Genomic DNA, 23,097 nt, shown 5'->3' on the forward strand with positions numbered 1-23,097 from the left:
TCATCCGGCCTGCCGGCCACCTTCTCCCCGCTCGCGGGGAGAAGGAAACGCGCGGTCGGCTCCAGCCCCTCTCGCATCCTCGGCGTACGTTGCGGACAGAGTGACGAGGGCTCGGCATGTCCCTTCTCCCTGCTTGCGGGGAGAAGGTCGCGGCAGCGGGATGAGGGGCTTCGCACCAGAGGTCGCCATCAAATCGCCGTCAGGGCATGATGTCGCCGTTGACAATCAGGCTTTCCTCATCCACCTGATGGGCAAAGAGCTCGGGTACTTTGAGGAAAGTTAGTGCGGGTTTTGCCCGTATTCCCGCCCGGCTTAGTGACCACGAAGAGGCCCTTATGTCTTCCGCCTTCGATTTCGATCCGCAACCCCGTCGTGGCTCCGTCGCTGTCGATGTCGGCGGTGTCATTGTCGGGGGCGGGGCTCCGGTCGTGGTCCAGTCGATGACCAACACCGACACCGCCGATATCGACGGAACGGTGGCGCAGGTCGCGGCCCTTCACAAGGCCGGCTCGGAACTGGTGCGCATTACCGTCGACCGCGACGAGAGTGCGGCGGCGGTGCCGAAGATCCGCGAGCGGCTCGAGCGGCTCGGCCTTGATGTCCCACTCGTTGGCGACTTCCACTATATCGGCCACAAGCTGCTTGCCGATCATCCGGCCTGCGCGGAAGCGCTGGCCAAGTATCGCATCAACCCGGGCAATGTCGGCTTCAAGGACAAGAAGGACAAGCAGTTCGCCGAGATCGTCGAGATGGCGATCCGCTACGACAAGCCGGTGCGCATCGGCGTCAACTGGGGTTCGCTCGACCAGGAGCTGCTGACGCGGCTGATGGACGAGAACAAGGCGAACGGCTTTCCGCTCACGGCCCAGGAAGTGACGCGCGAAACGATCGTGCAGTCGGCGCTGCTGTCGGCCGAACTTGCCGAAGAGATCGGCCTGCCGCGCAACCGCATCATCCTGTCGGCCAAGGTTTCCGGCGTGCAGGACCTGATCGCCGTCTACGCCATGCTGTCGGCCCGCTCGGACCACGCGCTGCATCTCGGCCTCACCGAGGCCGGCATGGGGACCAAGGGTATCGTCGCCTCATCCGCCTCGCTCGGCATCCTGATGCAGCAGGGTATCGGCGACACCATCCGCATCTCGCTGACGCCGGAGCCCGGCGGCGACCGCACCCGCGAGGTGCAGGTGGCGCAGGAACTGCTGCAGGTCATGGGCTTCCGCCAGTTCATTCCGGTCGTTGCCGCCTGTCCCGGCTGCGGACGCACCACGTCGACCGTGTTCCAGGAACTCGCCCAGAAGATCCAGGACGATATCCGCCGCAACATGCCGGTCTGGCGCGAGAAATATCCCGGCGTCGAGGGCCTGAAGGTCGCGGTCATGGGCTGCATCGTCAACGGTCCCGGCGAAAGCAAACATGCCGATATCGGCATCTCGCTACCGGGCACCGGCGAAATGCCGGCCGCTCCGGTCTTCATCGACGGCGAGAAGGCGATGACGCTACGCGGCCCCAACATCGCCGGTGACTTCGAGACGCTGGTTTCCGACTATATCGAGAAGCGCTACGGCCGCGGCCAGGCGGCTGCCGAGTAAGCAGCCTCGCTTGGTCTGAGCGCGATGGTCTCAGAGCCGTGACGTCAGCAGCTTGAAGCCAGCAAAGGCGAAGAAGCCGGCCATCAGGCTCTCGATCAGCCGCTTGGACCTCAGATAAGCACGGTGGACCGGCGACAGCGAGAAGACGATCGCAAAGCCGCAGAAGGTCATCAGGCCGAGCACCATGCAGCCACCGATGAAGGTGGCAGTGACGCCGACGGGCGCACCTTCGGGCATCCCCAGCGAAACCAGCATGATCCAGGAGAAGATCGCCTTCGGGTTGGTCAGGTGAATGCCAAGCCCCTTGAGATAGAGCCGCTTCAGCGACGTCTGCGCCTTCGCCATCGGCACGATCGCGCTTTTGTCGCTGCGCATGGCGGCGCGCAGCGCGTTGTAGGCGAGCCAGAAGAGATAGCAGGCGCCGGCGATCTTCAGGACGATGATCGCATGGCCGTAGGCGCGGATCAGCGCCGATAGACCGGAGGCCGTCAGCATCGCCCAGGTGTAGCTTCCCGTGAGAACGCCGAGGGCAAGCGCCAGTCCGGCCTTGCGTCCCTGACTGACCGAGGTGGTGATGATCGCGAGGATCGCAGGCCCCGGTGAAGCGGTCGCGATCAGATAGGCGGTCCAGGCGATGAGCAACTGCGGCAGATAGGGCGTCAGATCGAACATGTCAGACAAAGCTCCGGCGAGGTCGCCGGAGGCTAGATCAGTTCGTCGCTGGTTTGAAACGGCGAAATGTCACCGAGACAAGATGTCAGACGATCTCGTCGAGCGCCTCGATCAGACGGGCGCATTCCTGATCGGTGCCGATGGTGATGCGCAGGAAATCGCCGATGCGCGGCTTGGCGAAATGGCGCACCAGCACGGCGCGTTCACGCAGCGCCTTCATCAGCGTTTCTCCGCTATGGCCGGGATGGAGGGCGAAAACGAAGTTCGCCGACGAAGGTAGCACCTCGAAGCCGCGCGCAGTCAGTTCGGCCGTGAGCCGGTCGCGCGACGCGATGATCTTGGCACGGGTCTCCTCGAACCAGGCTTCGTCCTCGATTGCGGCAATGGCGCCAGCCTGGGCCGGACGGCCGAGCGGATAGGAATTGAAGCTGTCCTTCACCCGCTCCAGCGCCTCGATCAGCGGTCGCTGGCCGATGGCAAAGCCGACGCGCAGGCCGGCAAGCGCACGCGACTTGGAGAAGGTCTGGACGACCAGCAGGTTCTCGAATTTCGAAACCAGCGTTGCGGCGGACTCTCCGCCGAAGTCGACATAGGCCTCGTCGATGACGACGGGCTGGTCCGGATGGCTTGCGACCAGCCGATCGATGTCGGCGAGCGGCAAGGCTATGCCGGTCGGGGCGTTGGGGTTCGGCAGGATGATCGCGCCTGAGGGCCGATCGTAGTCGGCGAGATCGATCTCGAAGCGATCGTTGAGCGGCACCTCGACCGTGTCGATCTCGAAGAGTCGCGCATAGGTCGAATAGAAGCTGTAGGAAATATCCGGGTACAGCAGCGGCGCGTCATGTTTCAACAGGCCGGCGAAGATATGCGCCAGCACCTCGTCGGAGCCGTTGCCGACGAACACTTCTTCGGTGGTCACGCCATAGCGCGTGGCAATCGCCTGGCGCAGCTTCAGCGCCAGCGGGTCGGGATAAAGGCGAAGATCGTTGCTCGCTGCCGCGGCGATCGCGTCGAGCACCTTCTCAGACGGGCCGTAGGGGCATTCGTTGGTGTTGAGCTTCACCAGGTTTTCGATGCGCGGCTGTTCGCCCGGCACGTAGGGTTTCAGCTTGGAGACGATCGGCGACCAGTACTTGCTCATGGATCTAGCTCCTGCGGTTGGCGATGAAACGGGCGGCTTCGACGAGAATGGCCGAGCGCTCGCCATAGGGCGCAAGCAGCACTTCGGCTTCTGCGACCAGTTGCTCCAGCCGCTCTTCCGCCCAGGCCTGGCCATGGAGGGCCACCAGCGTGCCCTTGCCGCGGGCGGCGTCCTTGCCGGTTGCCTTGCCCATGGTCTCCGCATCGGCGGTGAGGTCGAGCAGGTCGTCGGCAAGCTGGAAGGCAAGGCCGATCTTTTCGCCAAAGGCGCGAAGCCGCGCGCGATCGTCCCTGGAGGCGCCGGCGACGATGGCTCCAGCCTCGCAGGCAAAGCGGATGAGGGCCCCCGTCTTCATCGCCTGCAATGTGACGATCCCGGCCTCGTCCGGCGGCAATTTTTCCGCGGCCAGGTCGAGCGCCTGTCCGCCGGCCATGCCGCCGTGGCCGGCGGCGCGTCCGAGCGCCAGAACCAGTGCCACCTTCTGAGCATCCGAAAGCGAGGTCTCGGGGGCTGCGATGATGTCGAAGGCGAAGGTCAGCAGGCTGTCGCCGGCAAGGATCGCCGTTGCCTCGTCGAAGGCCTTGTGCACGGTCGGCTGGCCGCGGCGCATGTCGTCGTCGTCCATCGCCGGCAGGTCGTCATGGACGAGCGAGTAGCAATGCACGCATTCGAGTGCCGCGCCGACGCGCAGGGCCGCGTCGCGATTGCTGCCGAGCAGATCGGCGCATTCGATCACCAGGAAGGGGCGCAGGCGCTTGCCGCCGTTCAGCACGCCGTGGCGCATGGCACCCAACAGGTTTGCCGGCCGGGCGATTTCGTCGGCTTCCGTCGTCTGGCCGAGCAGACGTTCCAGCAGCGCCTCGACGGTGCGGGCATTGGCGGCGAGGCGACGGGTAAAAGGCGATGGTTCCTGGCTCATGCGCGCTCTTTGACATGGGCGAAGAGGGCTTTCAACGGGGATTCGTGTCGCAGCCGCGCGCTTTCCCTGGGACAGCCGCCTGCACGCCTTGCCTTTTGCCAGAAAGCCCGTTCAACTCTGCCTGCGCATGCACTAAGAGAAGCGGATGGACAGCGAGGTGAACAGTCAGGCCGCGAACGTCGTTCCGGAAGCGCGCGAGGAGGGCGAAGTGCCTTCCAGTCGCTGGTCTTCGCTTCGCCGGACGTTGCGCACGCGCCGCCGCCAGATCGTGCTCGCCGTGCTTGGCCTGCTCGTCCTTCCTTACGCACTGATCGTTCTCTATCTGGTGGAGTTCATTCATCCGGTTTCAACGCTGATGCTGCGCGATCTCGTGCTGCTGCGCGGCTACGATCGGCAATGGGTCGAGTTCGACGATATCGCCCCGGTTCTGGTGCAGTCGGTAATGATGTCGGAGGATGGCCAATTCTGTGCCCATGACGGCGTCGATTGGGGCCAGATGCGGGGCGTGGTCGAGGATGCGCTCGAAGGGGAATCCACCCGTGGAGCCAGCACCATTCCGATGCAGACCGTGAAAAACCTCTATCTCTGGAACGGCCGCTCCTTCCTGCGCAAGGGCATGGAACTGCCGCTGGCGGTTGCCGCCGACTTCGTCTGGAGCAAGCGGCGGATGATGGAGATCTATCTCAATATCGCCGAATGGGGCGACGGGATCTATGGTATCGAGGCGGCTGCCCGCCACCATTTCGGGATTTCGGCGTCGAAGCTTTCGCGACGGCAGGCGGCGCTGCTTGCTGTCTCGCTGCCCAATCCGAAAGAGCGCAACGCCGGCAAACCCGGCCGCGGTCTCAAGCGCCTGGCGAACCTGATCGAGCGCCGCGCCAGCCGCTCCGGCGGTTACATCACCTGCCTTTATAATTAGGATCAGACCTTTTCATTGGATGGGCTCACTGGGCGATGTCATGCTCGCGTTGTAGAGTTCTGCCATCTGGGCCTCTCTCCCCTTGAAAGGCCCGATCGCTCCATGACCTTGATTTCCCCCTCGCTTCTCGCCTTTGGCCGCAACGCCAACCATGCCCTGCCGAGACATCTCGGAACGCGCTACGACCCCGAAGGCCGCTTCCTGCCGGAACCGGGCAACACCGTCGTCTCTCACGTCACCGCTGGATCGCGTTCCGAGGTCGCCGTACTTGCGGTGCGCGACCGGTTGATGGCGATGCCCGAGGCGCGGCAGTTCGCCTTTACCCACCCGTCCAGCCTGCACATGACGATCTTCCAGGGCATCATCGAACACCGCCGGAAGCTTCCTTACTGGCCGGCTGGCATGCCGCTCGATACGCCGATCGAGGTGATGACGGCGTATTACCGCGAACGGCTTGCGGATTTTGCGCCGCTGGAGCAGTTCCGCGCCCGCGTGACTGAGGTTACGCCGACGGGCCTTGCGCTCGAAGGCGACGGTGCCGCCGACCGCGCTTGCCTTAAAGCCTGGCGCGACGCTTTCGCAGAAGCCTTTGGCTATCGCCATCCTGATCATGACGATTACGAATTCCACATCACCTATGCCTACCCCGTCGATTGGCTCGACGATTCTGCGCTACCGCGCTGGCAGATGATGCTGGACGAACAGCTCGCTTTTCTGCGCGAGCAGGTGCCGGTGATCGCGCTCGATCCACCCGCCTTCTGCTCGTTCGAGGACATGAACCATTTCGAGGAACTGATCGTTTTCTCGGAGAGACCAGCAACCAAGGAACGGAAATGACCGGACTTACGCTTTTTGTCGGCAACAAGAACTATTCGTCTTGGTCGATGCGGCCATGGATCGCGATGACGGCGGCAGGCATCGCCTTCGACGAGGTGGTCATCCCCTTCGACTTCGCCGCGGGAAACCCGGACATTCGCGCGGTCTCGCCGACGGGTAAGGTGCCGCTGCTTAGGCATGGCGATTTCCTTGTCTGGGAATCGCTGGCGATCATCGACTACGTCGCCGAGCTTTTTCCCGATGCAGGGCTGTGGCCGGCCGACCGTCAGTCGCGCGCCCGGGCGCGCAGCTATTCGATGGAAATGCTCTCCGGTTTCAGGGCGTTGCGCGGCGCCTGCCCGATGAATGTCCGCCGGGCGAAGAAGGCGCTGGACGTTGCCGAGGACGTCCGTTCGGATGTCGCTCGCATCGAGACGATCTGGCGGCAGGCGCTCGCCCAATCCGGCGGTCCGTTCCTCTTTGGCGCCTTCACCGCGGCCGATGCGATGTACGCACCTGTGGTCAACCGCTTCGACGTCTATGATCTCGTTGCGGATCCAGAAACGCTCGGCTACATGAACCGCGTAAAGGCACATCCGGCGTTCCTGAAATGGGAAGAAGCCGCCCGCGCAGAGCCTTGGGTCGTCATCGAAGACGAGATCTGAAAAGGTCGAGTCGAAAAATTGCCCGTGGGGACTGGTCAAACAGCAGCTGGCCATGTATAAGCGCGCCAAATTTCCGTGATTAACATCTGTTTTACACGGCCATTTCGGCTGCTGAACAGTGTTTGCCCGATAAGTGGAGAATGAAATGGCTGTACCTAAAAGAAAAACGAGCCCGTCCAAGCGTGGCATGCGCCGTTCGGCTGACGCTCTGAAGACCCCGACCTACGTCGAAGACAAGAACTCCGGCGAACTGCGTCGCCCGCACCACATCGACCTGAAGACCGGCATGTACCGTGGCCGTCAGGTTCTGACCCCGAAGGAAAGCGCATAAGCGTTTCCGTTCGCGGATTAGGTTCAAAGGGCTGGCTCTGCCGGCCCTTTTGTTTTGCATCTGACATGATCTTGCTTGGACGCCGTGGTATCGCTGGCGCCTTGCGTGACGACGCCGCACGAACATGGTCCCCCATAAACGCGGTCAAGGAGTTCTGATGCTTGCTGCCATACCGCTGCTGATCCTGCCTTTTGCAATCTACAATCTCGCGATGATCGGAATGTTCGGCGGCCTCGCCGGCCTGAACGCCGACATGGTGTCGCTCTCCATGCTTTCAGGCGCGACCTGGACGATGCGCTTCGGCGACCTCCTGATCGTCGGCGCCCTACTGCTGCTCTTCGTCGAGCTACTGAAGGCGACGCGCACGAGCAGCCGCGCACTGATGGATCATCTGCTGTCAATGATCCTGTTCATCGTCTTTTTGATCGAATTTCTGCTGCTCGCACCGGCGGCAACGCAGCTCTTCTTCATCCTGATGACCATCAGCTTCATCGATGTCATCGCCGGCTTTGCCGTGTCGATGCGCTCGGCCGGCCGGGATGTGTCGATCGGCCTCTAGGCCTGACGGTTCGGGGCGACGCCGCCCCGATTTCCGCGATCGCTGTTGCAGGTGAAGTGAAGGCGGGAAGCAGTTTTCCCTGCCTGGTCGTCCTTCAGCCGAGATTGTCGAGCTTGGTCTGGAGCGCGCGCAGCTGCTCCTTCAGTTCGTCGATATCCTTGGCTTCGGCCTTCTTCGTTTCCTTCACCGGCGGCGCGGTGATGAAGGGCGAAAACATCTGCATGGCCTGATGGAACATCTCGGTGTTGCGACGCACCTGTTCTTCGACAAGTTGCAGCGGAACCTGCAGGTTCTTACTGAGCGGCGTGTCGCCGAAGGCCTTGTTGATCTGCTCGCGCATCTGCGACTGCTGCTCGGTGAAAGCCTGCATCGAATGTTCGAGATAGCTCGGCACCACCATCTGCATCTGGTCGCCGTAGAACGAGATCAGCTGGCGCAGGAAGGAGATCGGCAGCAGCGTGTTGCCGGTCTTGGACTCCTGCTCGAAGATGATCTGCGTCAGCACGGAATGGGTGATGTCCTCGCCGGATTTTGCATCCTGAACGATGAAGTCCTCACCCTTCTTCACCATCACAGCCAGGTCGTCGAGCGTGACATAGGTGCTGGTCCCGGTGTTGTAGAGCCGCCGGTTCGCATATTTTTTGATAACGATCTGGCCTTCGTGCTTCGCCATCAGGGTCTCCTCTCCCCCATCATCCCGTCTTTATTGCGTTTTTCAGAGTATCCGCAAAAGCGCGCCGCTGACAATGTCTTTGTGCGTTGCGGCGACGCAAGTGCAAAATCTTGCGGTTGCGTTTTAGGTGACGCTTTTATGGCACTGCATCAAGGCGTTTGACTTGCGTCGCGCGCTTTGCCAGTCTGCCCGTATTAGGCCAGAAGATCTGAGGAAACGTCCCATGAGCAATCCCTCCATCGTGATCGCCAGCGCCGGCCGCACCGCGGTCGGATCCTTCAACGGCGCCTTCGGCAACACGCCGGCGCACGAGCTTGGCGCCGCCGTCATCAAGGGCGTGCTCGAGCGCGCAGGCGTCGAAGCCGGTGAGGTCGACGAGGTTATCCTCGGCCAGGTGCTGCAGGCCGGCGAAGGCCAGAACCCTGCGCGCCAGGCTGCGATGAAGGCCGGCGTTCCGCAGGAAAAGACGGCCTGGGGCATGAACCAGCTCTGCGGCTCGGGGCTTCGTGCCGTGGCTCTCGGCATGCAGCAGATTGCAACCGGTGATGCTGAGATCATCGTCGCCGGCGGCATGGAATCCATGTCGATGGCGCCGCACTGCTCGCATCTTCGCGGCGGCGTGAAGATGGGCGACTTCAAGATGATCGACACGATGATCAAGGACGGCCTGACCGACGCCTTCTACGGTTATCACATGGGCATTACCGCCGAAAACGTCGCCCGCCAGTGGCAGCTCAGCCGCGAGGAGCAGGATGCGTTCGCGCTCGCCTCGCAGAACAAGGCCGAAGCCGCCCAGAAAGCCGGGCGCTTTGTGGACGAGATCATTCCCTTCATCGTCAAGGGCCGCAAGGGCGACGTGACCGTCGACCAGGACGAATATATCCGCCACGGTGCAACGCTCGACCAGATGACGAAGCTGCGCCCCGCCTTCGACAAGGAAGGCACGGTCACCGCCGGCAACGCCTCGGGCCTCAATGACGGCGCCGCAGCAACGCTACTGATGACCGAGGCGCAGGCCTCCAAGCGTGGTATCCAGCCGCTTGCCCGCATCGTTTCCTGGGCAACCGCCGGCGTCGATCCGCAGGTCATGGGCACCGGCCCGATCCCGGCCTCGCGCAAGGCGCTGGCCAGGGCCGGCTGGGCGATCGGCGATGTCGAACTGGTGGAAGCCAACGAAGCCTTCGCGGCCCAGGCCTGCGCGGTCAACAAGGATCTCGGCTGGGATCCGTCGATCGTCAACGTCAATGGCGGCGCGATCGCCATCGGTCACCCGATCGGCGCTTCCGGCGCCCGCGTGCTCAACACGCTGCTGTTTGAAATGAAGCGCCGCGGCGTTTCGAAGGGGCTTGCAACGCTCTGCATCGGCGGCGGCATGGGCGTCGCCATGTGCGTCGAGCGGCTCTGATCGGTCTGGCGGCATGAACAGCGCCAGGTGGGTTGCATTTTCCCTGCTTCTGGCCGGTTCGCCGATCGTTTCTGCACATGCCAATCCCGCGCCTCTCGACGAGGCGCGGCTGGTACAGTGCATGCTGAAACACACGACTTCCGACGAGGAGAGCGTTTTCAAGGACGTGATGGTCGCGGCCTTGAAGGATGACAGCGGCGCGCTGAAGGTGTCGCTGGAGCAGCTCTCCGAGGTGATGATGGGTCTCGCGCTGGAAAAGTGCGAGGTGGCTCTGTCCGCGCTGGCTACGCCGCAGTTTCAAGCGGCCGCCGGGCTCTACGGGCAACAGGTCGGCGAAAAGCTGATGAAGAAGGCATTCGAAAAACTGAACTGATCAAGTGGGAGGCGCATATGAGCAGGGTAGCATTGGTCACGGGTGGGTCGCGCGGCATTGGTGCGGCAATTTCCATCGCACTCAAGAATGCCGGCTACAAGGTGGCTGCCAACTATGCCGGCAATGACGAGAAGGCCCAGGCCTTCAAGCAGGAAACCGGCATCCCGGTCTACAAGTGGGACGTCTCCAACTATCAGGCCTGCGCCGAAGGCATCGCCAAGGTCGAGGCCGACCTCGGTCCGGTGGACGTGCTGGTCAACAATGCGGGCATCACCCGCGACGCCATGTTCCACAAGATGACGCCGGAGCAGTGGGGCGAGGTGATCGGCACCAACCTCACCGGTCTCTTCAACATGACGCATCCGCTCTGGTCGGCCATGCGCGACCGCGGCTTCGGTCGCGTCATCAACATCTCGTCGATCAATGGCCAGAAGGGCCAGATGGGCCAGGCCAACTATTCGGCGGCCAAGGCCGGTGATCTCGGCTTCACCAAGGCGCTTGCCCAGGAAGGGGCGGCCAAGGGCATTACCGTGAACGCGATCTGCCCCGGCTATATCGGTACGGAGATGGTGCTGGCGGTGCCGGAGAAGGTGCTCAACGAGCGCATCATCCCGCAGATCCCGGTCGGGCGCCTCGGCGAACCGGAAGAAATCGCCCGCTGCGTGGTGTTCCTCGCCTCCGACGATGCCGGCTTCATCACCGGCTCGACGATTTCGGCGAACGGCGGACAGTTTTTCGTCTGAGCATCAGGCAAGCTGAACACCGGCGAACGGCGCCTTTCGAGGCGCCGTTTCCATGTGGTGGCGGCGCATGAGAATCCTGCTCGAAATCCTGAAGTTGCGCCGGCAGTTCCGTTGCCGGGGCGGGGCGTAGACACTATATCTTGTGGAGAACAAAGGTGGAATGACGCGCGGTCTGCGAGTCGCTGCCGAATGTTCCCGCACTGATCGCGACTCCAAGCTGCGATTCTCATTCTCTCGCTTGGGTGAATCCCTGACGAATTTCGTGAAAAATTTTCCAGGCTTTCCAGAGTCTTGGATTCGGAATCCTTGGACCCGTCAGGCAATGGGAGAGCCGGGATTGTTGCACGCCAAAGCGCCTGATGGGCGGAATCATTGCCAGATTCAGCATGTGGTGCAACGTTCGGTGTTGAAATCTATATGTAGTCGTGAACATACAGTGAATCACAATGAGTCGTCGATTCGTCGCCGATTCGTTCCACGGCTGTTCCAATTGTCGATTGTGCCGACCACAACAGGTGGTGCAATGGGCTGGGAGATGCCAAGCGATGGTTTTAGTTGTCTGCGCCCCTTGCGTTTGGCTCGGTGCGTGGGCATGTGTTTGCCGCCAGCGTGAAAAGACGCTGCCGTAATTTCTGAATGCCCGGGATCGATGACGTGTCCGTTCACCCCATGATCCTGAGCGGCCGCGGCGTCACCGCGGTGCTCGGGCCCACCAATACCGGCAAGACGCATTACGCGATCGAGCGCATGATTGCGCACGACAGCGGCGTCATCGGCCTGCCTCTGCGCCTCTTGGCGCGCGAAGTCTATACGCGCCTGGTCGAAAGGGTCGGCCACCACAACGTCGCGCTGATCACCGGCGAGGAAAAGATCACGCCGCACCGGGCGCGCTATTCGGTCTGCACCGTCGAAGCGATGCCGCGCGAGACGACGGCCTCCTTCGTGGCAATCGATGAAGTGCAGCTTGCCGGAGATCTCGAGCGCGGCCACATCTTCACCGACCGGATCCTGCACCTGCGCGGCCGCGGCGAGACGCTGCTGCTCGGTGCCGGAACGATGCGGCCGATCCTCGAGCAATTGCTGCCCGGCATCACCGTGGTCGAGCGGCCGCGCATGTCGCAGCTGCTCTATGCCGGCTCGAAGAAGATCACCCGCCTGCCGCATCGCACGGCAATCGTCGCCTTCTCGGCCGACGAGGTCTATGCGATCGCCGAGCTGATCCGCCGCCAGCGCGGCGGTGCCGCCGTCGTTCTCGGCGCGCTGTCGCCGCGTACGCGCAATGCCCAGGTGGCGCTCTACCAGGAAGGCGACGTCGAATACCTGGTCGCGACCGACGCGATCGGCATGGGGCTCAATCTCGACGTCGACCATGTCGCCTTTGCGCAGGACCGGAAGTTCGACGGCTATCAGTTCCGCAATCTCAATCCGGCGGAGCTTGCGCAGATCGCCGGCCGCGCCGGCCGGCATTTGCGCGACGGTACGTTCGGTGTGACCGGCCGTGTCGATCCCTTCGACAACGAACTCGTCCATCGCATCGAAGCGCATGAGTTCGATCCGGTGAAGGTGCTGCAGTGGCGCTCGAAGGCTTTCGACTACGCTTCGATCGCCGCTCTGAAGAAGAGTCTTGAGGCCGCGCCAACGGTTCCCGGCCTTGCCCGGGCGCTACCTGCGGTAGACCAGCAGGCGTTCGAGCATTTGGCCCGGTATCCCGAGGTCGTCGACATCACGACCAATGCCGAGCGGGTGGAAAAACTGTGGGAAGCCTGCGCGCTGCCGGACTATCGGCGCATTACACCGGCTCAACATGCCGACTTGATCTCGACGATCTACGCGGATCTTGTCCGCCGCGGTACCGTAAACGAAGATTTCATGGCCGAGCAGGTCAGGCGTGCCGATCATACGGACGGTGAGATCGACACACTTTCGGCGCGAATCGCGCAGATCAGGACATGGACTTATGTGTCGAACCGGCCCGGATGGCTGGCCGATCCGACACACTGGCAAGAAAAGACGCGGGAAATTGAAGATCGATTATCCGACGCACTACATGAACGGTTGACGAAACGCTTTGTTGATCGCAGGACATCTGTGCTCATGAAGCGCCTGAGAGAGAATGCTATGCTGGAAGCTGAAATCAGTGTGAATGGTGATGTCTTCGTCGAAGGACACCACGTAGGACAACTAACCGGTTTCCGGTTTACGCTGGCGACCGGCGGAGACGGCCCGGATGCCAAGGCCGTGCAGGGTGCGGCGCAGAAGGCGCTGGCGCTCGAGTTCGAAGCGCGGGCTGCCCGTCTGCATGCTTCCGGCAACAACGATCTGGCGCTTTCGTCGGATGGTCTGGTGCGCTGGCTCGGCGATCCCGTCGCCCGTCTGACGGCAAGCGACCACGTCATGCGCCCGCGCGTCATCCTTCTGGCCGACGATCAGCTGCAGGCGAACGCCCGCGAGCACGTTCTGGCGCGCATCGAGCGTTTCGTGAACCATCACATCGGCACGGTCTTGAAGCCGCTCGACGATATCTCGCGCGCCGAGGATCTCGAAGGTCTCGCCAAGGGCCTCGCCTTCCAGCTCGTCGAGAACCTCGGCGTGCTGTTCCGCCGCGATGTTGCAGACGACGTCAAGTCGCTCGACCAGGACGGTCGCGCTTCGATCCGCAAGTACGGCGTTCGCTTCGGCGCCTACCACATCTTCCTGCCGGCGCTGCTGAAGCCGGCTCCGGCCGAACTCATCACGCTCCTCTGGGCGCTGAAGAACGATGGCCTCGACAAGCCGGGCTATGGCGACCTCATCCCGATGCTCGCAGCCGGTCGTACGTCTGTCGTTACCGATCCGTCCTTCGAGCGGACCTTCTACAAGCTTGCCGGTTTCCGCTTCCTCGGAAAGCGCGCGGTGCGCATCGATATCCTCGAGCGCCTCGCCGATCTCATCCGGCCGCTCCTGCAGTGGAAGCCGGGCACGCAGCCGCGTCCGGAAGGCGCCTATGACGGCCGTCGCTTCACCGCGACCACCTCGATGCTCTCGATCCTCGGCGCAACGCCCGACGATATGGAAGAGATCCTGAAGGGCCTCGGCTACCGTGCAGACAGCGTCAAGGCCGAGGAGGCCCAGGCCTTCCTCGCTGGCCAGGATGGCGGTGCTGCCGTTGCTGCCGCCGCGTCCGAGCCGGCTTCTGCCGTCGATGATGCTGATGCCGGCGACAGTGCGGCTGAAGCCGAGACTGCCGTCGTCGAGGCGCCTGTTGCCGAGGCCGAGAAGGCCGAAGCTGAGGTTGCCGTCGCTGCCGACGGGCTCCAGCCTGCTGAGGCTCAGGTGACCGAGGCCCAAGTGACGGAGACCGGCGAGCCGGTCGAAGCCAAGCCCGTTCTGCTCTGGCGTCCCGGCACCCGCCAGGACAACCAGCGCCAGGGCGGTGGCCGCCACGAGGGTGAACAGCGTCGCGGCGGTCAGCGCCACGGGCGTGGTCAAGGCCAGGGCCAGGGCGAAGGACGTGACGGCGGCCGCAAGGGTGGTCAGCAGGCGCGTGGCAAGCGTCATGACGGTGGCAAGCCGGAAGGCGGGCCGCGTCAGGAACGCGGCGATCGTCATGATCGTCACGACCGCGGCGGCAAGCCGGGCCAGGGCAAGTTCGAGTCGCGTCCGCCGCGTCGCGAAAAGCCGGTGGATCCGGATTCGCCCTTCGCCAAGCTTGCTGCTCTCAAGGAGCAGATGAAGAAGTAAGGTAGACCATGGAAAAACAGCCTGCGTCCAACCCGGCCTCGCGCCAGCGTCTCGACAAGTGGCTGTTTTTCACGCGGCTGATCAAATCCCGATCGCTTGCGCAAAAGGCGATCGAGGATGGCCGCGTCGCCGTCAACGACGAGCGCGTGACGCAGTCTTCGTTTCAATTGAAGACGGGCGATATACTCGAACTCGCACTCGACCGGCGCAGTCTCATCGTCCGGGTTCTTGGCCCGGGCGAGCGGCGCGGTCCCTATGAGGAAGCGCGTCTGCTCTACGACGATCTGACGCCGGAGCAGCCGAAGGAGAAATTGTCGGCCTACGAGCTTGCCACGCGTGAACGTGGCGCAGGCCGGCCGACGAAGAAGGAGCGGCGGGAAACCGACCGGCTGAAGCCCGATTTCGATCCCCGCGACGACTGAAGGGCGTCTCGTTCCCTACCGGCCCCTGGCTGCAAAACGCTACGCACTTTTGCGCGACGGCCTTTAGAAAACTCTGCCTTTGCCGTGGCGTTTCGCGCATTGAATATTCTTGCAAAGGGTCCATAAAGCCTTTACCTGACAGACCCACGTTGGGTGCATCGGGTTTGCTTCGGCAGCTATGCGCGCCGGACATTCCTAGCATGCGCGGACGACGAGCATCACCATTGATTGCCGTCTGCCATCAAACGTGAGCATCGGCTGGAGTACCTCATGACGTATGTCGTGACCGACAATTGCATTCGCTGCAAGTATACCGACTGTGTCGAAGTCTGCCCCGTGGATTGCTTCTACGAGGGTGAGAATTTCCTCGTCATTCATCCTGACGAGTGCATCGACTGTGGCGTTTGCGAACCGGAATGTCCTGCCGAGGCGATCAAGCCGGATACCGAGCCGGGTCTTGATATGTGGCTGAAACTGAACGCGGATTTCGCTTCGAAGTGGCCGAACATCACCGTCAAGCGCGATCCGATGCCGGAAGCGAAGGAAATGGACGGCGTCGAAGGCAAGTACGAGAAGTTCTTCTCGACCGAGCCGGGCCAGGGCGACTGAGACGAAACGGTCGCCACCGTTCGCCGAGCCTGACGAAGCAGAACTGCTCCCGGGCGCAAAGCTGGGGAAAACACGAGCCGCGCTCGCAGTTGCGAGAATGGTGGCTTGATGGCTGCCATGCAGCAAATTATTGATTTCGGCACTTTTTTGTGATAGGTTCCTTCTACTGATCCACAGAGGGTGTTTTTGCGCGCCCGAAAACCATCACGAAAGCAAACGATCTCCAAAACGCGGTTTCTCCCTAGTACGCAACATGGCGTTGCTCTGTTGTGACCGCATTTTATGAGGCTGTTTGCATTCCTTGGACGGACCAGGATGTACCCACCCGGCGGTATCCCCGTCTATCCCGGGCCTCACTGACCCGGCCCCGGCCAGAATGGCCGGCGCGAAACAGGGAGTTTTTGAAACGAATGACGACCCAGCAGAAAAAATCTTCGACACGCCAGGGCTTCAAGACCGGTGAATCGATCGTCTATCCGGCCCACGGTGTTGGCCAGATCGTGGCGATCGAAGAGCAGGAAGTCGCCGGCATGAAGCTTGAGCTTTTTGTCATCGATTTCGAGAAGGACAAGATGCGCCTGAAAGTGCCGGTGGCCAAGGCCGTCAGCATCGGTATGCGCAAGCTCTCCGAAACCGATTTCGTCGACCGCGCGTTGAAGGTTGTGCAGGGCAAGGCTCGCGTGAAGCGCACCATGTGGTCGCGCCGCGCGCAGGAATACGATGCCAAGATCAATTCCGGCGACCTGATTTCCATCGCGGAAGTCGTGCGCGACCTCTACCGCGCCGAAAACCAGCCGGAACAGTCCTATTCCGAACGCCAGCTCTATGAAGCTGCCCTCGACCGCATGGCGCGCGAAATCGCTGCCGTCAACAAGATGTCGGAAACCGAAGCTGTTCGCCTCGTCGAGGCCAATCTCAGCAAGGGTCCGAAGCGCGGCAAGGCGATCGACGAAGACGACGCTCAGGACGAAGCTGCATAAGCCGTCCGACTGCACCGAGACTACCAAAAAGCCCGGCCATCGCGCCGGGCTTTTTCTTTGATCGCGTGGAACTTTTGCCGCCTGCGCGCATTTATAAAAGCCGGCAGAAACGCGCCGCTTGCGCGCCGGGCGATCTTGGTTCTGTGCTTCGTCACCGTTCAGGTTCGTGACTTGGAAGTTAGGGCGCCGCGTCGTTTCTTCAAGTTTCGACATCGCGGCGCGAGACGCCCCTGCTGCCGGACATCTTCTCCGTCCGGCCTTTTGGACTTCACACGCAATGGCGCCCGGCGCCAGTCACGGAGTGATCGATGAAGACTCTCACTGCAGACCGGCGGATGATCAAGATCGCAATGGAGGCGCCCTATCTCGAGCGCGACGAGGAGCATAAGCTGGCGCAAGCCTGGCGAAACGACAACGATCAGGAAGCCCGCAACAAGATCGCCATGTCGCATATGCGCCTGGTGATCTCGATGGCCGCGAAGTTTCGCAATTTCGGCCTGCCGATGGGTGACCTCGTCCAGGAGGGCCATATCGGTCTCCTGGAGGCGGCAGCCCGTTTTGAGCCGAGCCGCGAGGTCCGCTTCTCGACCTATGCCACTTGGTGGATCCGGGCGTCGATGCAGGATTATGTCCTGCGCAACTGGTCGATCGTCCGCGGTGGCACCAGTTCTGCGCAGAAGGCCTTGTTCTTCAACCTTCGTCGCCTTCGTGCCCGGCTTGCCCAGGGTGACAGGCAGCTTACATCGCAGGCTATGCACGAGGAGATCGCCGCTGCCCTCGGTGTCAGCATCGCTGACGTGCAGACGATGGATGCGCGGCTTTCCGGCAGCGACACCTCGCTGCAGGCGCCGGTCGGCGGCAGCGATTCCGATGGCGGTGAACGGCTCGATTTCCTCGCCAGCGACGCGCCGTTGCCGGACGAGCAGGTGAGCGAGATGATCGACGGCGAACGGGCCCGCGTCTGGCTGCGCGATGCGCTGGGAGCGCTGACGGAGCGCGAGATGCGCATCATCCGCGCCCGGCGACTGACGGAAGAAGGGGCGACGCTCGAAGAGCTCGGCATCGATCTCGGAATTTCCAAGGAACGCGTGCGGCAGATCGAAACCCGGGCCCTGGAAAAGCTGCGGGCGGCGCTCGCGACGAGAGCGCCGGCGCTGACCGCGGGAATTCATTGACCGTCTGACGCCGCCACGCCGGCTGTGCTCGGCGACCCGGCACTGAGCCGGGCTGCCCGTTGATGGCTTGGCAATGAGACGATTGGCGCTGGGCGTTTTGGGCAATCGTAGAGGCACCCAGCGACGCGCTTGCCTTACAGACGGCAGGCAATCACGCGCGCACCAACGCGCTGCAACCGCGCCCACCTCACGCTATTCGGAAACGATCTTCACCTTGTCGCCCGGCTTTATCGTCGAGCTGACCTGCATCGCATTGATCACCCGGAAGAGGTCGAGCTTGCGGTCGGTTCCCATCATGCGGGCCGACAACGTAGTGATCGTATCGCCGGGCCGGACCGTCACGACCCGGATCCGCAGCGGCTTCAGCGACTGCGTCTCAGCGGCCGTCATGCGGCGGAACGAGGTGCGCAACTGGTTTGCGGTCGGCTCGAGCGCGTTCGACCCCTTGGGCACGGCGGTCAGGAAGCGGTAGATCCGCGTATCGATACGAATGACCGTCACGTCGAAATCCCAACGGTCGGCGGAGGCGCGTGCGGTTGCGGCTTCCAGGCCGTTGACGCTGATCTGCCGGATCGTATCGGGCTTCAGGCCCGTCACCCAACCGCTGGCGATATAGTCGGTCAGGCTTCGGCCACCCGTGTCGGCGACGCCGTCGAAGCGCACGGCGATGTCGCCGGCGCCGGTCGCCAGAACCGCCTCGGCCTTGTTGTCGATCTGGAATCCGGCGGGCACGTCGAAGCGGATGCCGAGTTGGCCGTGCAGGAAGGTCTGCCCGCGCACATAGCCTTCCTGCGGGCTGTCGCCATAGAGCAGGCCGTCGATGCCGGCGAGATAGTAGTCGCGCCCGCGGTCGCCGCTGGTGCCTTCGGGACCGAAGGCACGGGCATGCCGGCGCGCGAGATCGACGCGCTGGGGCGCGTTCGGGTGGCTCGACAGGAAGTCGAGGCTCTGGTCGGATTCCGGATCGACCGCCGTGAAGCGGCTATAGGCGGCCATCGAGTCGAGGAAGCGCGCGGCGGCATAGGGGTCGTAGCCGGCCTCGCCGAGCATGCGCACGCCGATCACGTCGGCCTGGAGTTCCTGGTTGCGCGAGAAAGCCGCAAGCCGGAGCTTGCCGCGGGCGAGTGCCTGCTTGCCGGCGATATCGGAGGACAGCACCTCGGAGACCACCCGGCTGGCGATCACTTCCGCTTCCTCGCGCTGCTGCCTCTCGATGCCATGGTTGGCGGTGACGTGAGCCATCTCGTGCGACAGCACGGCTGCGACCTCGGAGGCGTCGTTGGCAAGCGCCAGCAGGCCGCGGGTGACGTAGAGATAGCCGCCAGGCAGCGCGAAGGCGTTGATCGCCGGCGAATTCAGGATGGTGATGCGATAGGACTGCTGCGGATTCTCGGAGACCGCCGTCAGCGCGCCGGTGATGCGCGCCACCAGGCGCTCGGTCTTGGCGTCCTTGTACTCGCCGCCGTAGCTTGCGACGATGCGCGGATGTTCGCGCGCGCCCAGCTGTGCGCGCGGATCGTTCTTCTGGACTTCCTCGACGATCTGCGGATTGGAGGAAGGCGAAACCGTCGGCTGATAAGTCTGCTCGATCACGGATTGGCATGCGGAAAGGAGCGTGGTCGCAAGCAATGCAACCACGGCGCGTCCACGCAGCCGTCCGCCCATCGGCGGGATCCGGTCGTGTGTGACTGTATGCCTCTCCATGCCTCAGCCCGTTTCCGTCCGTCGCTCCGCCCGCATCCTGCGGAAACGTGGAACGACGGCGTTGAAAGTCCTACTTTTTCAGCCCGGCAGCGTTGCTCTGCCGCGACCTTTCAGTCCTGGTCTTGCTGTATCTGATTTCAGCGCCACCTGCCTAGTTTGTCTCGGTAGAAATAGTTGCCCCGTGGTATCACGGCAACGGATGCGGGAATATTCGCGCCTTGCCGGATATTTCGCGCGTCGCATGGCGCCGCGGTCAAATTGTGGCAACCGGCCAAGGGCGCGGTGAATCCGATCCGTCCTTCAAGTATTGCCGAGAAAGCGGTCGATCGCCGCATTATCCCGCCGCTCCAGGAAACGGTCGAGGGTATCGTTTGCGATGATACGCCCCTGGTCGAGAAAAAGCACGCTGTCGGCCAGGGCTTTCACGTCTTCGGGATGGTGTGTGATCATCAGGATCGTGTTGCCCTCTTCCGCGTGCAGGTCCCGCAGGAGTGTGCGCATGCCGGCGCGCATGCCGGGATCAAGCGCCGCGAAGGGCTCGTCGAGAAGCAGCAGCGGGCGCTTTCGCACAAGCGCCCGGGCAAGCGCGACACGCTGGCGTTCGCCGCCGGAAAGCGTTGGCGGCAGCCTTTTGTCGAAGCCTTCGAGCCCGACGCGGCGGAGCGCGTCTTCGATCTTGTCGCGGTCGGTCGCGGTCAATCGAAGCGCCGGGTCGATGCCGAGGCCGATATTGGTCGTGACGTCGAGATGGGCGAAAAGGTTGTTGTCCTGGAAGATCATCGAGACCGGCCGTTCCGACGGCGCCCGATCGGCCACGTTCTCGCCGAGAATGCGGACCTCGCCGCGATCGGGGTCCTCGAACCCGGCAATAAGGTGGAGCAGCGTCGACTTGCCGGAGCCAGACGCACCGGCGACGGCGACGATGCCACCGGTGGCAATCGCGCAATCGAAGGTGAGCGCGGCCGTTTCGAAACGGACCTCGACATCGCGCAGCTCTATCGCGGGGACGGGGTGGGTCATGCTTTGCGTCTTTCCGGCCGGCTGTCATTCGCCGTGCCGAGGATGGTGAAGATCAGGCACAGAAGCCCGAGGAAAAGGGCGAGACCGGCGGCGTCGGCGGTGCGGTAGCTGCCCATGCGGCTGTAGAGCAGCCAGGGCAGCGTGACCATGTCTTGGCTGCCGAAGAGGGCGACGGCGCCGAGATCGCCGAGCGACAGCGCCATGGCGAAGGAAAGTGCCATCAGCAGCGGCTTGCGCAGCGCCGGAAAGTCGATCCATCGCAGGCGATCAAAACCACGGATGCCAAGGCTTGCCGTCAGCCGTTCCGATCGCGCCGCATGGGTCGCCATTGCCGGCGCGAGGATGCGATGGACGAAGGGAAGTGCCATCAGCGCATTGATCGCCACGACGATAACGGGCGCAAAACGCGCGACATCGCCGAAGGGACGCAGCAGAAGGAACCAGCCGGCACCAAGTACCACGGGCGGCACCAGCAGGATCAGCGAGGTGCTGGCGCCGATGGCGCCGGCAAAGCCGCGGGCGAGCGACGTCGCGTGACGCGGCGCGGTGACGGTCGCGGCTGCGCGGATCATCACGGCCGCCATGGTGACGGAGGCGAGGGCCGAGGCGAGCGCGATTGCCGCGCTGGTCAGTAGCGCCCGGTGCACCGCCGGGTCGCGCGCGAGCTTCAGCAGATCGGCTTCGAGGCCGGAGATGAGGACGGCGACCAGCGGTGCGCCGAGAAACAGAAAGGCAAGGGCGATCCAGGCGGCATCGCTCAGGCGCGCGATCCTGGATGCGCCATCGAAGCGGCGCACGGTGCGGCCACCGGTCATGCCCTCTTCCGGTTCGGTCGCCAGATAACGAAGCAGGAACAGCAGCAGGCCGGTCATGGCGATCTGCAGGGCCGATAGCGCGATCGCGCGGGGCGGATCGAAATCGAAGCGCAGCGCTTGGTAGATCGCGACTTCGATTGTGCTGGCCGCAGGCCCGCCGCCGAGCGTCAACACGAGGGTGAAGCTGGTGGCACAGAGCATGAAGACGAGGCCGGCGGCACCTGGAAGGAGGCCGCGCAGGACCGGCCATTCGATGAAACGGAAGAGTGCGCGCGACGGCATGCCGAGATTGGCGGCGCTGCGCCAGTACTCGGCGGGGATGCGCTCGAGCCCGGCCAGGAACAGGCGTGCCGCAAGCGGCATGTTGAAGAATACGTGGGCGAGCAGGATGCCGAACAGGCCGTAAATGCTGACGGGCTGCGCGAGGCCGAGCCAGCGCAGGCCGGAATTGAGGAAGCCCTGGCGCCCCCAGATCTCGATCAGCCCGAGTGCGCCGACGAGAACCGGCAATCCGAGCGGCAGCGCCATCAGGCGCAAGAGCCAGATGCGGCCGGGAAACTGCGGCCGTCGCGCCAGCGCCCGGGCGACGGGGATGGCAAAGAGCACCGACAGCAGCGTCGAGAGTGTCGCCTGCAGCAGCGTGAAGCGGGTGACGCGCCAGATATAGGCGTCGAAGAGCGCGTCATCGCTGGCGCCGCCCGTCTGGCTCAGCAAGGCGACGATCGCCAGGCCGACGAAAAGGACGAAGGCGCCGAGGCAAATTGCCCCGGCGACCACTGTCATGCGATTTTCGCGCAGTGCGAACAATCCGGCCTCAGTTCTTGCTCATGGCGGCGAGCCATTCGTCGATCCAGGCCTTGCGGTTCTTGGCGACTTCCTCCGAGGGCAGGAGGAAGGTGTTATCCGGCTTGACCAGCTTGTTGAAGGCGTCCGGCAGCGGCTCCTTGGTCGCCGCGACCGGCATCATCCAGTTGGTCGTCGGGATGATCGACTGGAACTCCGGACCGGTCATGAAGGCGAGGAACTGTTTTGCCAGTTCCGGCTCCTTGGCGTTCTTGGTCATGCCGGCGACTTCGATCTGGATGTAGTGGCCTTCGGAGAAGGCAGCCGCCTGATAGCGCTCGGTGTTTTCCGCGACCATGTGGTAGGCCGGCGACGTGGTGTAGGACAGCACCATCGGCGCCTCGCCTTTGGTGAAGAGGCCATAGGCTTCCGACCAGCCGGGAGTGACGGTCAGGACGCGGTCCTTCAGCTTCGCCCAGGCAGCACCCGCCTCGTCGCCATAGACGGCCTTGACCCAGAGCAGGAGGCCGAGGCCCGGCGTCGAGGTGCGCGGGTCCTCGACGACGATCTTCTGCGACGGGTCGCCTTCGACCAGTTCCTTCAGGCTCTTCGGTGGCGTCTTCAGCGTCTCGGTGTCGTAGACGACGGCGAAGTGGCCGTAGTCATAGGGCAGGAAGGTGTCGTCGGAGAAGTTCCCGGGCACGGTGACGCCGGTTGCCTCGATACCGTGCGGCGCGAAGAAGCCCGTTTCCTTGGCTTCCGCAACCAGATTGGTGTCGAGGCCGAGCACGATGTCGGCCTTGGAAGCCTCGCCTTCGAGCTTCAGGCGGGTGAGCAGCTCGACGCCGTCGGCGACGCCGACATAGTTGACCTTGCACTCGCAGGTCTTCTCGAAGGCTTCCGCAACCTTGGCGCCCGGTCCCCATTCGGTGATGAAGCTCTCATAGGTATAGACCGTCAGCGTCTTGTCGGCGGCGGTCGCGACGCCGGAGAAAACAAGGCTCGCGGCCGTCGCAAGGGCTAGCCGGCTAAAGAGTTTGAGTTGCGATGAATTGGACATGGCG

22 protein-coding genes are annotated in these 23,097 nt (G+C 63.2%); 14 read left to right on the forward strand and 8 right to left on the reverse strand.

What is annotated here, in order from left to right; translation table 11 throughout:
* Positions 1-335: 335 nt before the first annotated feature.
* Positions 336-1,589: a flavodoxin-dependent (E)-4-hydroxy-3-methylbut-2-enyl-diphosphate synthase gene (gene ispG, locus L981_RS24065; RefSeq protein ID WP_043622224.1), complete on the forward strand. Its 1,254-nt coding sequence runs from the start codon at positions 336-338 to the stop codon at positions 1,587-1,589.
* A 30-nt stretch (positions 1,590-1,619) separates the two neighbouring features.
* On the opposite strand, the gene L981_RS24070 is transcribed toward ispG, so the two are convergent.
* The 3 genes from L981_RS24070 to L981_RS24080 all read right to left on the reverse strand — a co-directional run bounded on the left by L981_RS24070 (position 1,620) and on the right by L981_RS24080 (position 4,321).
* The gene (locus L981_RS24070; RefSeq protein WP_043622227.1) at positions 1,620-2,261 is read right to left on the reverse strand and encodes a LysE family translocator; all 642 of its coding nucleotides are present in this window, start codon (positions 2,259-2,261) and stop codon (positions 1,620-1,622) included.
* 85 nt (positions 2,262-2,346) lie between these two features.
* A complete protein-coding gene (gene hisC / locus L981_RS24075; protein WP_043622230.1) occupies positions 2,347-3,402 on the reverse strand; it encodes a histidinol-phosphate transaminase in 1,056 nt (351 codons plus the stop codon).
* 4 nt (positions 3,403-3,406) lie between these two features.
* A complete protein-coding gene (locus tag L981_RS24080) occupies positions 3,407-4,321 on the reverse strand; it encodes a polyprenyl synthetase family protein (RefSeq protein ID WP_043622232.1) in 915 nt (304 codons plus the stop codon).
* Positions 4,322-4,466: 145 nt separating this feature from the next.
* Between L981_RS24080 and mtgA the strand changes: the two genes are divergently transcribed.
* The 5 genes from mtgA to L981_RS24105 all read left to right on the forward strand — a co-directional run bounded on the left by mtgA (position 4,467) and on the right by L981_RS24105 (position 7,611).
* Positions 4,467-5,240, forward strand: coding sequence for a monofunctional biosynthetic peptidoglycan transglycosylase (mtgA, locus tag L981_RS24085; protein WP_043622235.1), 774 nt, complete (start codon positions 4,467-4,469; stop codon positions 5,238-5,240).
* Between the two features lie 102 nt (positions 5,241-5,342).
* Positions 5,343-6,077, forward strand: coding sequence for a DUF1868 domain-containing protein (locus tag L981_RS24090; RefSeq protein WP_043622238.1), 735 nt, complete (start codon positions 5,343-5,345; stop codon positions 6,075-6,077).
* Complete coding sequence (locus L981_RS24095) at positions 6,074-6,721, forward strand: glutathione S-transferase family protein (RefSeq protein ID WP_043622241.1); 648 nt, start codon at positions 6,074-6,076, stop codon at positions 6,719-6,721. The genes L981_RS24090 and L981_RS24095 overlap by 4 nt, the downstream gene beginning before the upstream one ends.
* 145 nt (positions 6,722-6,866) lie before the next feature.
* Complete coding sequence (rpmF, locus tag L981_RS24100) at positions 6,867-7,052, forward strand: 50S ribosomal protein L32 (protein WP_034802928.1); 186 nt, start codon at positions 6,867-6,869, stop codon at positions 7,050-7,052.
* Positions 7,053-7,209: 157 nt separating this feature from the next.
* Complete coding sequence (locus tag L981_RS24105; RefSeq protein WP_034802925.1) at positions 7,210-7,611, forward strand: membrane protein; 402 nt, start codon at positions 7,210-7,212, stop codon at positions 7,609-7,611.
* A gap of 94 nt (positions 7,612-7,705) precedes the next feature.
* On the opposite strand, the gene phaR is transcribed toward L981_RS24105, so the two are convergent.
* Positions 7,706-8,284, reverse strand: a complete 579-nt coding sequence (phaR, locus tag L981_RS24110; protein ID WP_043622245.1) for a polyhydroxyalkanoate synthesis repressor PhaR — start codon at positions 8,282-8,284, stop codon at positions 7,706-7,708.
* A 223-nt stretch (positions 8,285-8,507) separates the two neighbouring features.
* Here phaR and L981_RS24115 point away from each other — a divergent pair, with 223 nt between their 5' ends.
* The 8 genes from L981_RS24115 (at position 8,508) to L981_RS24150 (ending at position 17,711) form a co-directional block, all read left to right on the forward strand.
* Complete coding sequence (locus L981_RS24115) at positions 8,508-9,689, forward strand: acetyl-CoA C-acetyltransferase (protein ID WP_043622249.1); 1,182 nt, start codon at positions 8,508-8,510, stop codon at positions 9,687-9,689.
* 13 nt (positions 9,690-9,702) lie between these two features.
* Complete coding sequence (locus L981_RS24120) at positions 9,703-10,062, forward strand: hypothetical protein (RefSeq protein WP_043622251.1); 360 nt, start codon at positions 9,703-9,705, stop codon at positions 10,060-10,062.
* Positions 10,063-10,079: 17 nt separating this feature from the next.
* A complete protein-coding gene (locus tag L981_RS24125) occupies positions 10,080-10,805 on the forward strand; it encodes a beta-ketoacyl-ACP reductase (RefSeq protein WP_043622253.1) in 726 nt (241 codons plus the stop codon).
* A 669-nt stretch (positions 10,806-11,474) separates the two neighbouring features.
* Complete coding sequence (locus tag L981_RS24130; RefSeq protein ID WP_043622323.1) at positions 11,475-14,525, forward strand: helicase-related protein; 3,051 nt, start codon at positions 11,475-11,477, stop codon at positions 14,523-14,525.
* A gap of 8 nt (positions 14,526-14,533) precedes the next feature.
* On the forward strand, positions 14,534-14,947 hold the full coding sequence (locus L981_RS24135; protein ID WP_043622255.1) for an RNA-binding S4 domain-containing protein: 414 nt from the start codon (positions 14,534-14,536) through the stop codon (positions 14,945-14,947).
* A gap of 270 nt (positions 14,948-15,217) precedes the next feature.
* Positions 15,218-15,556: a ferredoxin FdxA gene (fdxA, locus tag L981_RS24140; RefSeq protein WP_034802896.1), complete on the forward strand. Its 339-nt coding sequence runs from the start codon at positions 15,218-15,220 to the stop codon at positions 15,554-15,556.
* A 410-nt stretch (positions 15,557-15,966) separates the two neighbouring features.
* The gene (locus tag L981_RS24145; protein WP_034802893.1) at positions 15,967-16,536 is read left to right on the forward strand and encodes a CarD family transcriptional regulator; all 570 of its coding nucleotides are present in this window, start codon (positions 15,967-15,969) and stop codon (positions 16,534-16,536) included.
* 308 nt (positions 16,537-16,844) lie between these two features.
* On the forward strand, positions 16,845-17,711 hold the full coding sequence (locus tag L981_RS24150; RefSeq protein WP_043622257.1) for an RNA polymerase factor sigma-32: 867 nt from the start codon (positions 16,845-16,847) through the stop codon (positions 17,709-17,711).
* Between the two features lie 192 nt (positions 17,712-17,903).
* On the opposite strand, the gene L981_RS24155 is transcribed toward L981_RS24150, so the two are convergent.
* From L981_RS24155 to thiB, 4 genes are all read right to left on the reverse strand, one after another.
* Positions 17,904-19,376, reverse strand: coding sequence for a M48 family metalloprotease (locus L981_RS24155; RefSeq protein ID WP_245281709.1), 1,473 nt, complete (start codon positions 19,374-19,376; stop codon positions 17,904-17,906).
* A 339-nt stretch (positions 19,377-19,715) separates the two neighbouring features.
* Positions 19,716-20,435, reverse strand: coding sequence for a thiamine ABC transporter ATP-binding protein (gene thiQ / locus L981_RS24160; RefSeq protein WP_043622263.1), 720 nt, complete (start codon positions 20,433-20,435; stop codon positions 19,716-19,718).
* Entirely contained in the window at positions 20,432-22,057 is a 1,626-nt protein-coding gene (gene thiP, locus L981_RS24165) for a thiamine/thiamine pyrophosphate ABC transporter permease ThiP (protein ID WP_256364292.1), read from the reverse strand. The genes thiQ and thiP overlap by 4 nt, the downstream gene beginning before the upstream one ends.
* 7 nt (positions 22,058-22,064) lie before the next feature.
* Positions 22,065-23,093 (reverse strand): thiamine ABC transporter substrate binding subunit, encoded by a 1,029-nt coding sequence (thiB, locus tag L981_RS24170; RefSeq protein ID WP_043622265.1) that lies wholly within the window; start codon positions 23,091-23,093, stop codon positions 22,065-22,067.
* Positions 23,094-23,097: the final 4 nt, after the last annotated feature.

The sequence above is a fragment of the Ensifer sp. ZNC0028 genome (assembly GCF_000799055.1).
Classification (GTDB): domain Bacteria; phylum Pseudomonadota; class Alphaproteobacteria; order Rhizobiales; family Rhizobiaceae; genus Ensifer.

Coding starts and splice junctions, on each gene's coding strand:
- ispG (WP_043622224.1), top strand. CDS start 336: ATGTCTTCCGCCTTCGATTTCGATCCGCAACCCCGTCGTGGCTCCGTC.
- L981_RS24070 (WP_043622227.1), bottom strand. CDS start 2,261: ATGTTCGATCTGACGCCCTATCTGCCGCAGTTGCTCATCGCCTGGACC.
- hisC (WP_043622230.1), bottom strand. CDS start 3,402: ATGAGCAAGTACTGGTCGCCGATCGTCTCCAAGCTGAAACCCTACGTG.
- L981_RS24080 (WP_043622232.1), bottom strand. CDS start 4,321: ATGAGCCAGGAACCATCGCCTTTTACCCGTCGCCTCGCCGCCAATGCC.
- mtgA (WP_043622235.1), top strand. CDS start 4,467: ATGGACAGCGAGGTGAACAGTCAGGCCGCGAACGTCGTTCCGGAAGCG.
- L981_RS24090 (WP_043622238.1), top strand. CDS start 5,343: ATGACCTTGATTTCCCCCTCGCTTCTCGCCTTTGGCCGCAACGCCAAC.
- L981_RS24095 (WP_043622241.1), top strand. CDS start 6,074: ATGACCGGACTTACGCTTTTTGTCGGCAACAAGAACTATTCGTCTTGG.
- rpmF (WP_034802928.1), top strand. CDS start 6,867: ATGGCTGTACCTAAAAGAAAAACGAGCCCGTCCAAGCGTGGCATGCGC.
- L981_RS24105 (WP_034802925.1), top strand. CDS start 7,210: ATGCTTGCTGCCATACCGCTGCTGATCCTGCCTTTTGCAATCTACAAT.
- phaR (WP_043622245.1), bottom strand. CDS start 8,284: ATGGCGAAGCACGAAGGCCAGATCGTTATCAAAAAATATGCGAACCGG.
- L981_RS24115 (WP_043622249.1), top strand. CDS start 8,508: ATGAGCAATCCCTCCATCGTGATCGCCAGCGCCGGCCGCACCGCGGTC.
- L981_RS24120 (WP_043622251.1), top strand. CDS start 9,703: ATGAACAGCGCCAGGTGGGTTGCATTTTCCCTGCTTCTGGCCGGTTCG.
- L981_RS24125 (WP_043622253.1), top strand. CDS start 10,080: ATGAGCAGGGTAGCATTGGTCACGGGTGGGTCGCGCGGCATTGGTGCG.
- L981_RS24130 (WP_043622323.1), top strand. CDS start 11,475: ATGATCCTGAGCGGCCGCGGCGTCACCGCGGTGCTCGGGCCCACCAAT.
- L981_RS24135 (WP_043622255.1), top strand. CDS start 14,534: ATGGAAAAACAGCCTGCGTCCAACCCGGCCTCGCGCCAGCGTCTCGAC.
- fdxA (WP_034802896.1), top strand. CDS start 15,218: ATGACGTATGTCGTGACCGACAATTGCATTCGCTGCAAGTATACCGAC.
- L981_RS24145 (WP_034802893.1), top strand. CDS start 15,967: ATGACGACCCAGCAGAAAAAATCTTCGACACGCCAGGGCTTCAAGACC.
- L981_RS24150 (WP_043622257.1), top strand. CDS start 16,845: ATGAAGACTCTCACTGCAGACCGGCGGATGATCAAGATCGCAATGGAG.
- L981_RS24155 (WP_245281709.1), bottom strand. CDS start 19,376: ATGGGCGGACGGCTGCGTGGACGCGCCGTGGTTGCATTGCTTGCGACC.
- thiQ (WP_043622263.1), bottom strand. CDS start 20,435: ATGACCCACCCCGTCCCCGCGATAGAGCTGCGCGATGTCGAGGTCCGT.
- thiB (WP_043622265.1), bottom strand. CDS start 23,093: ATGTCCAATTCATCGCAACTCAAACTCTTTAGCCGGCTAGCCCTTGCG.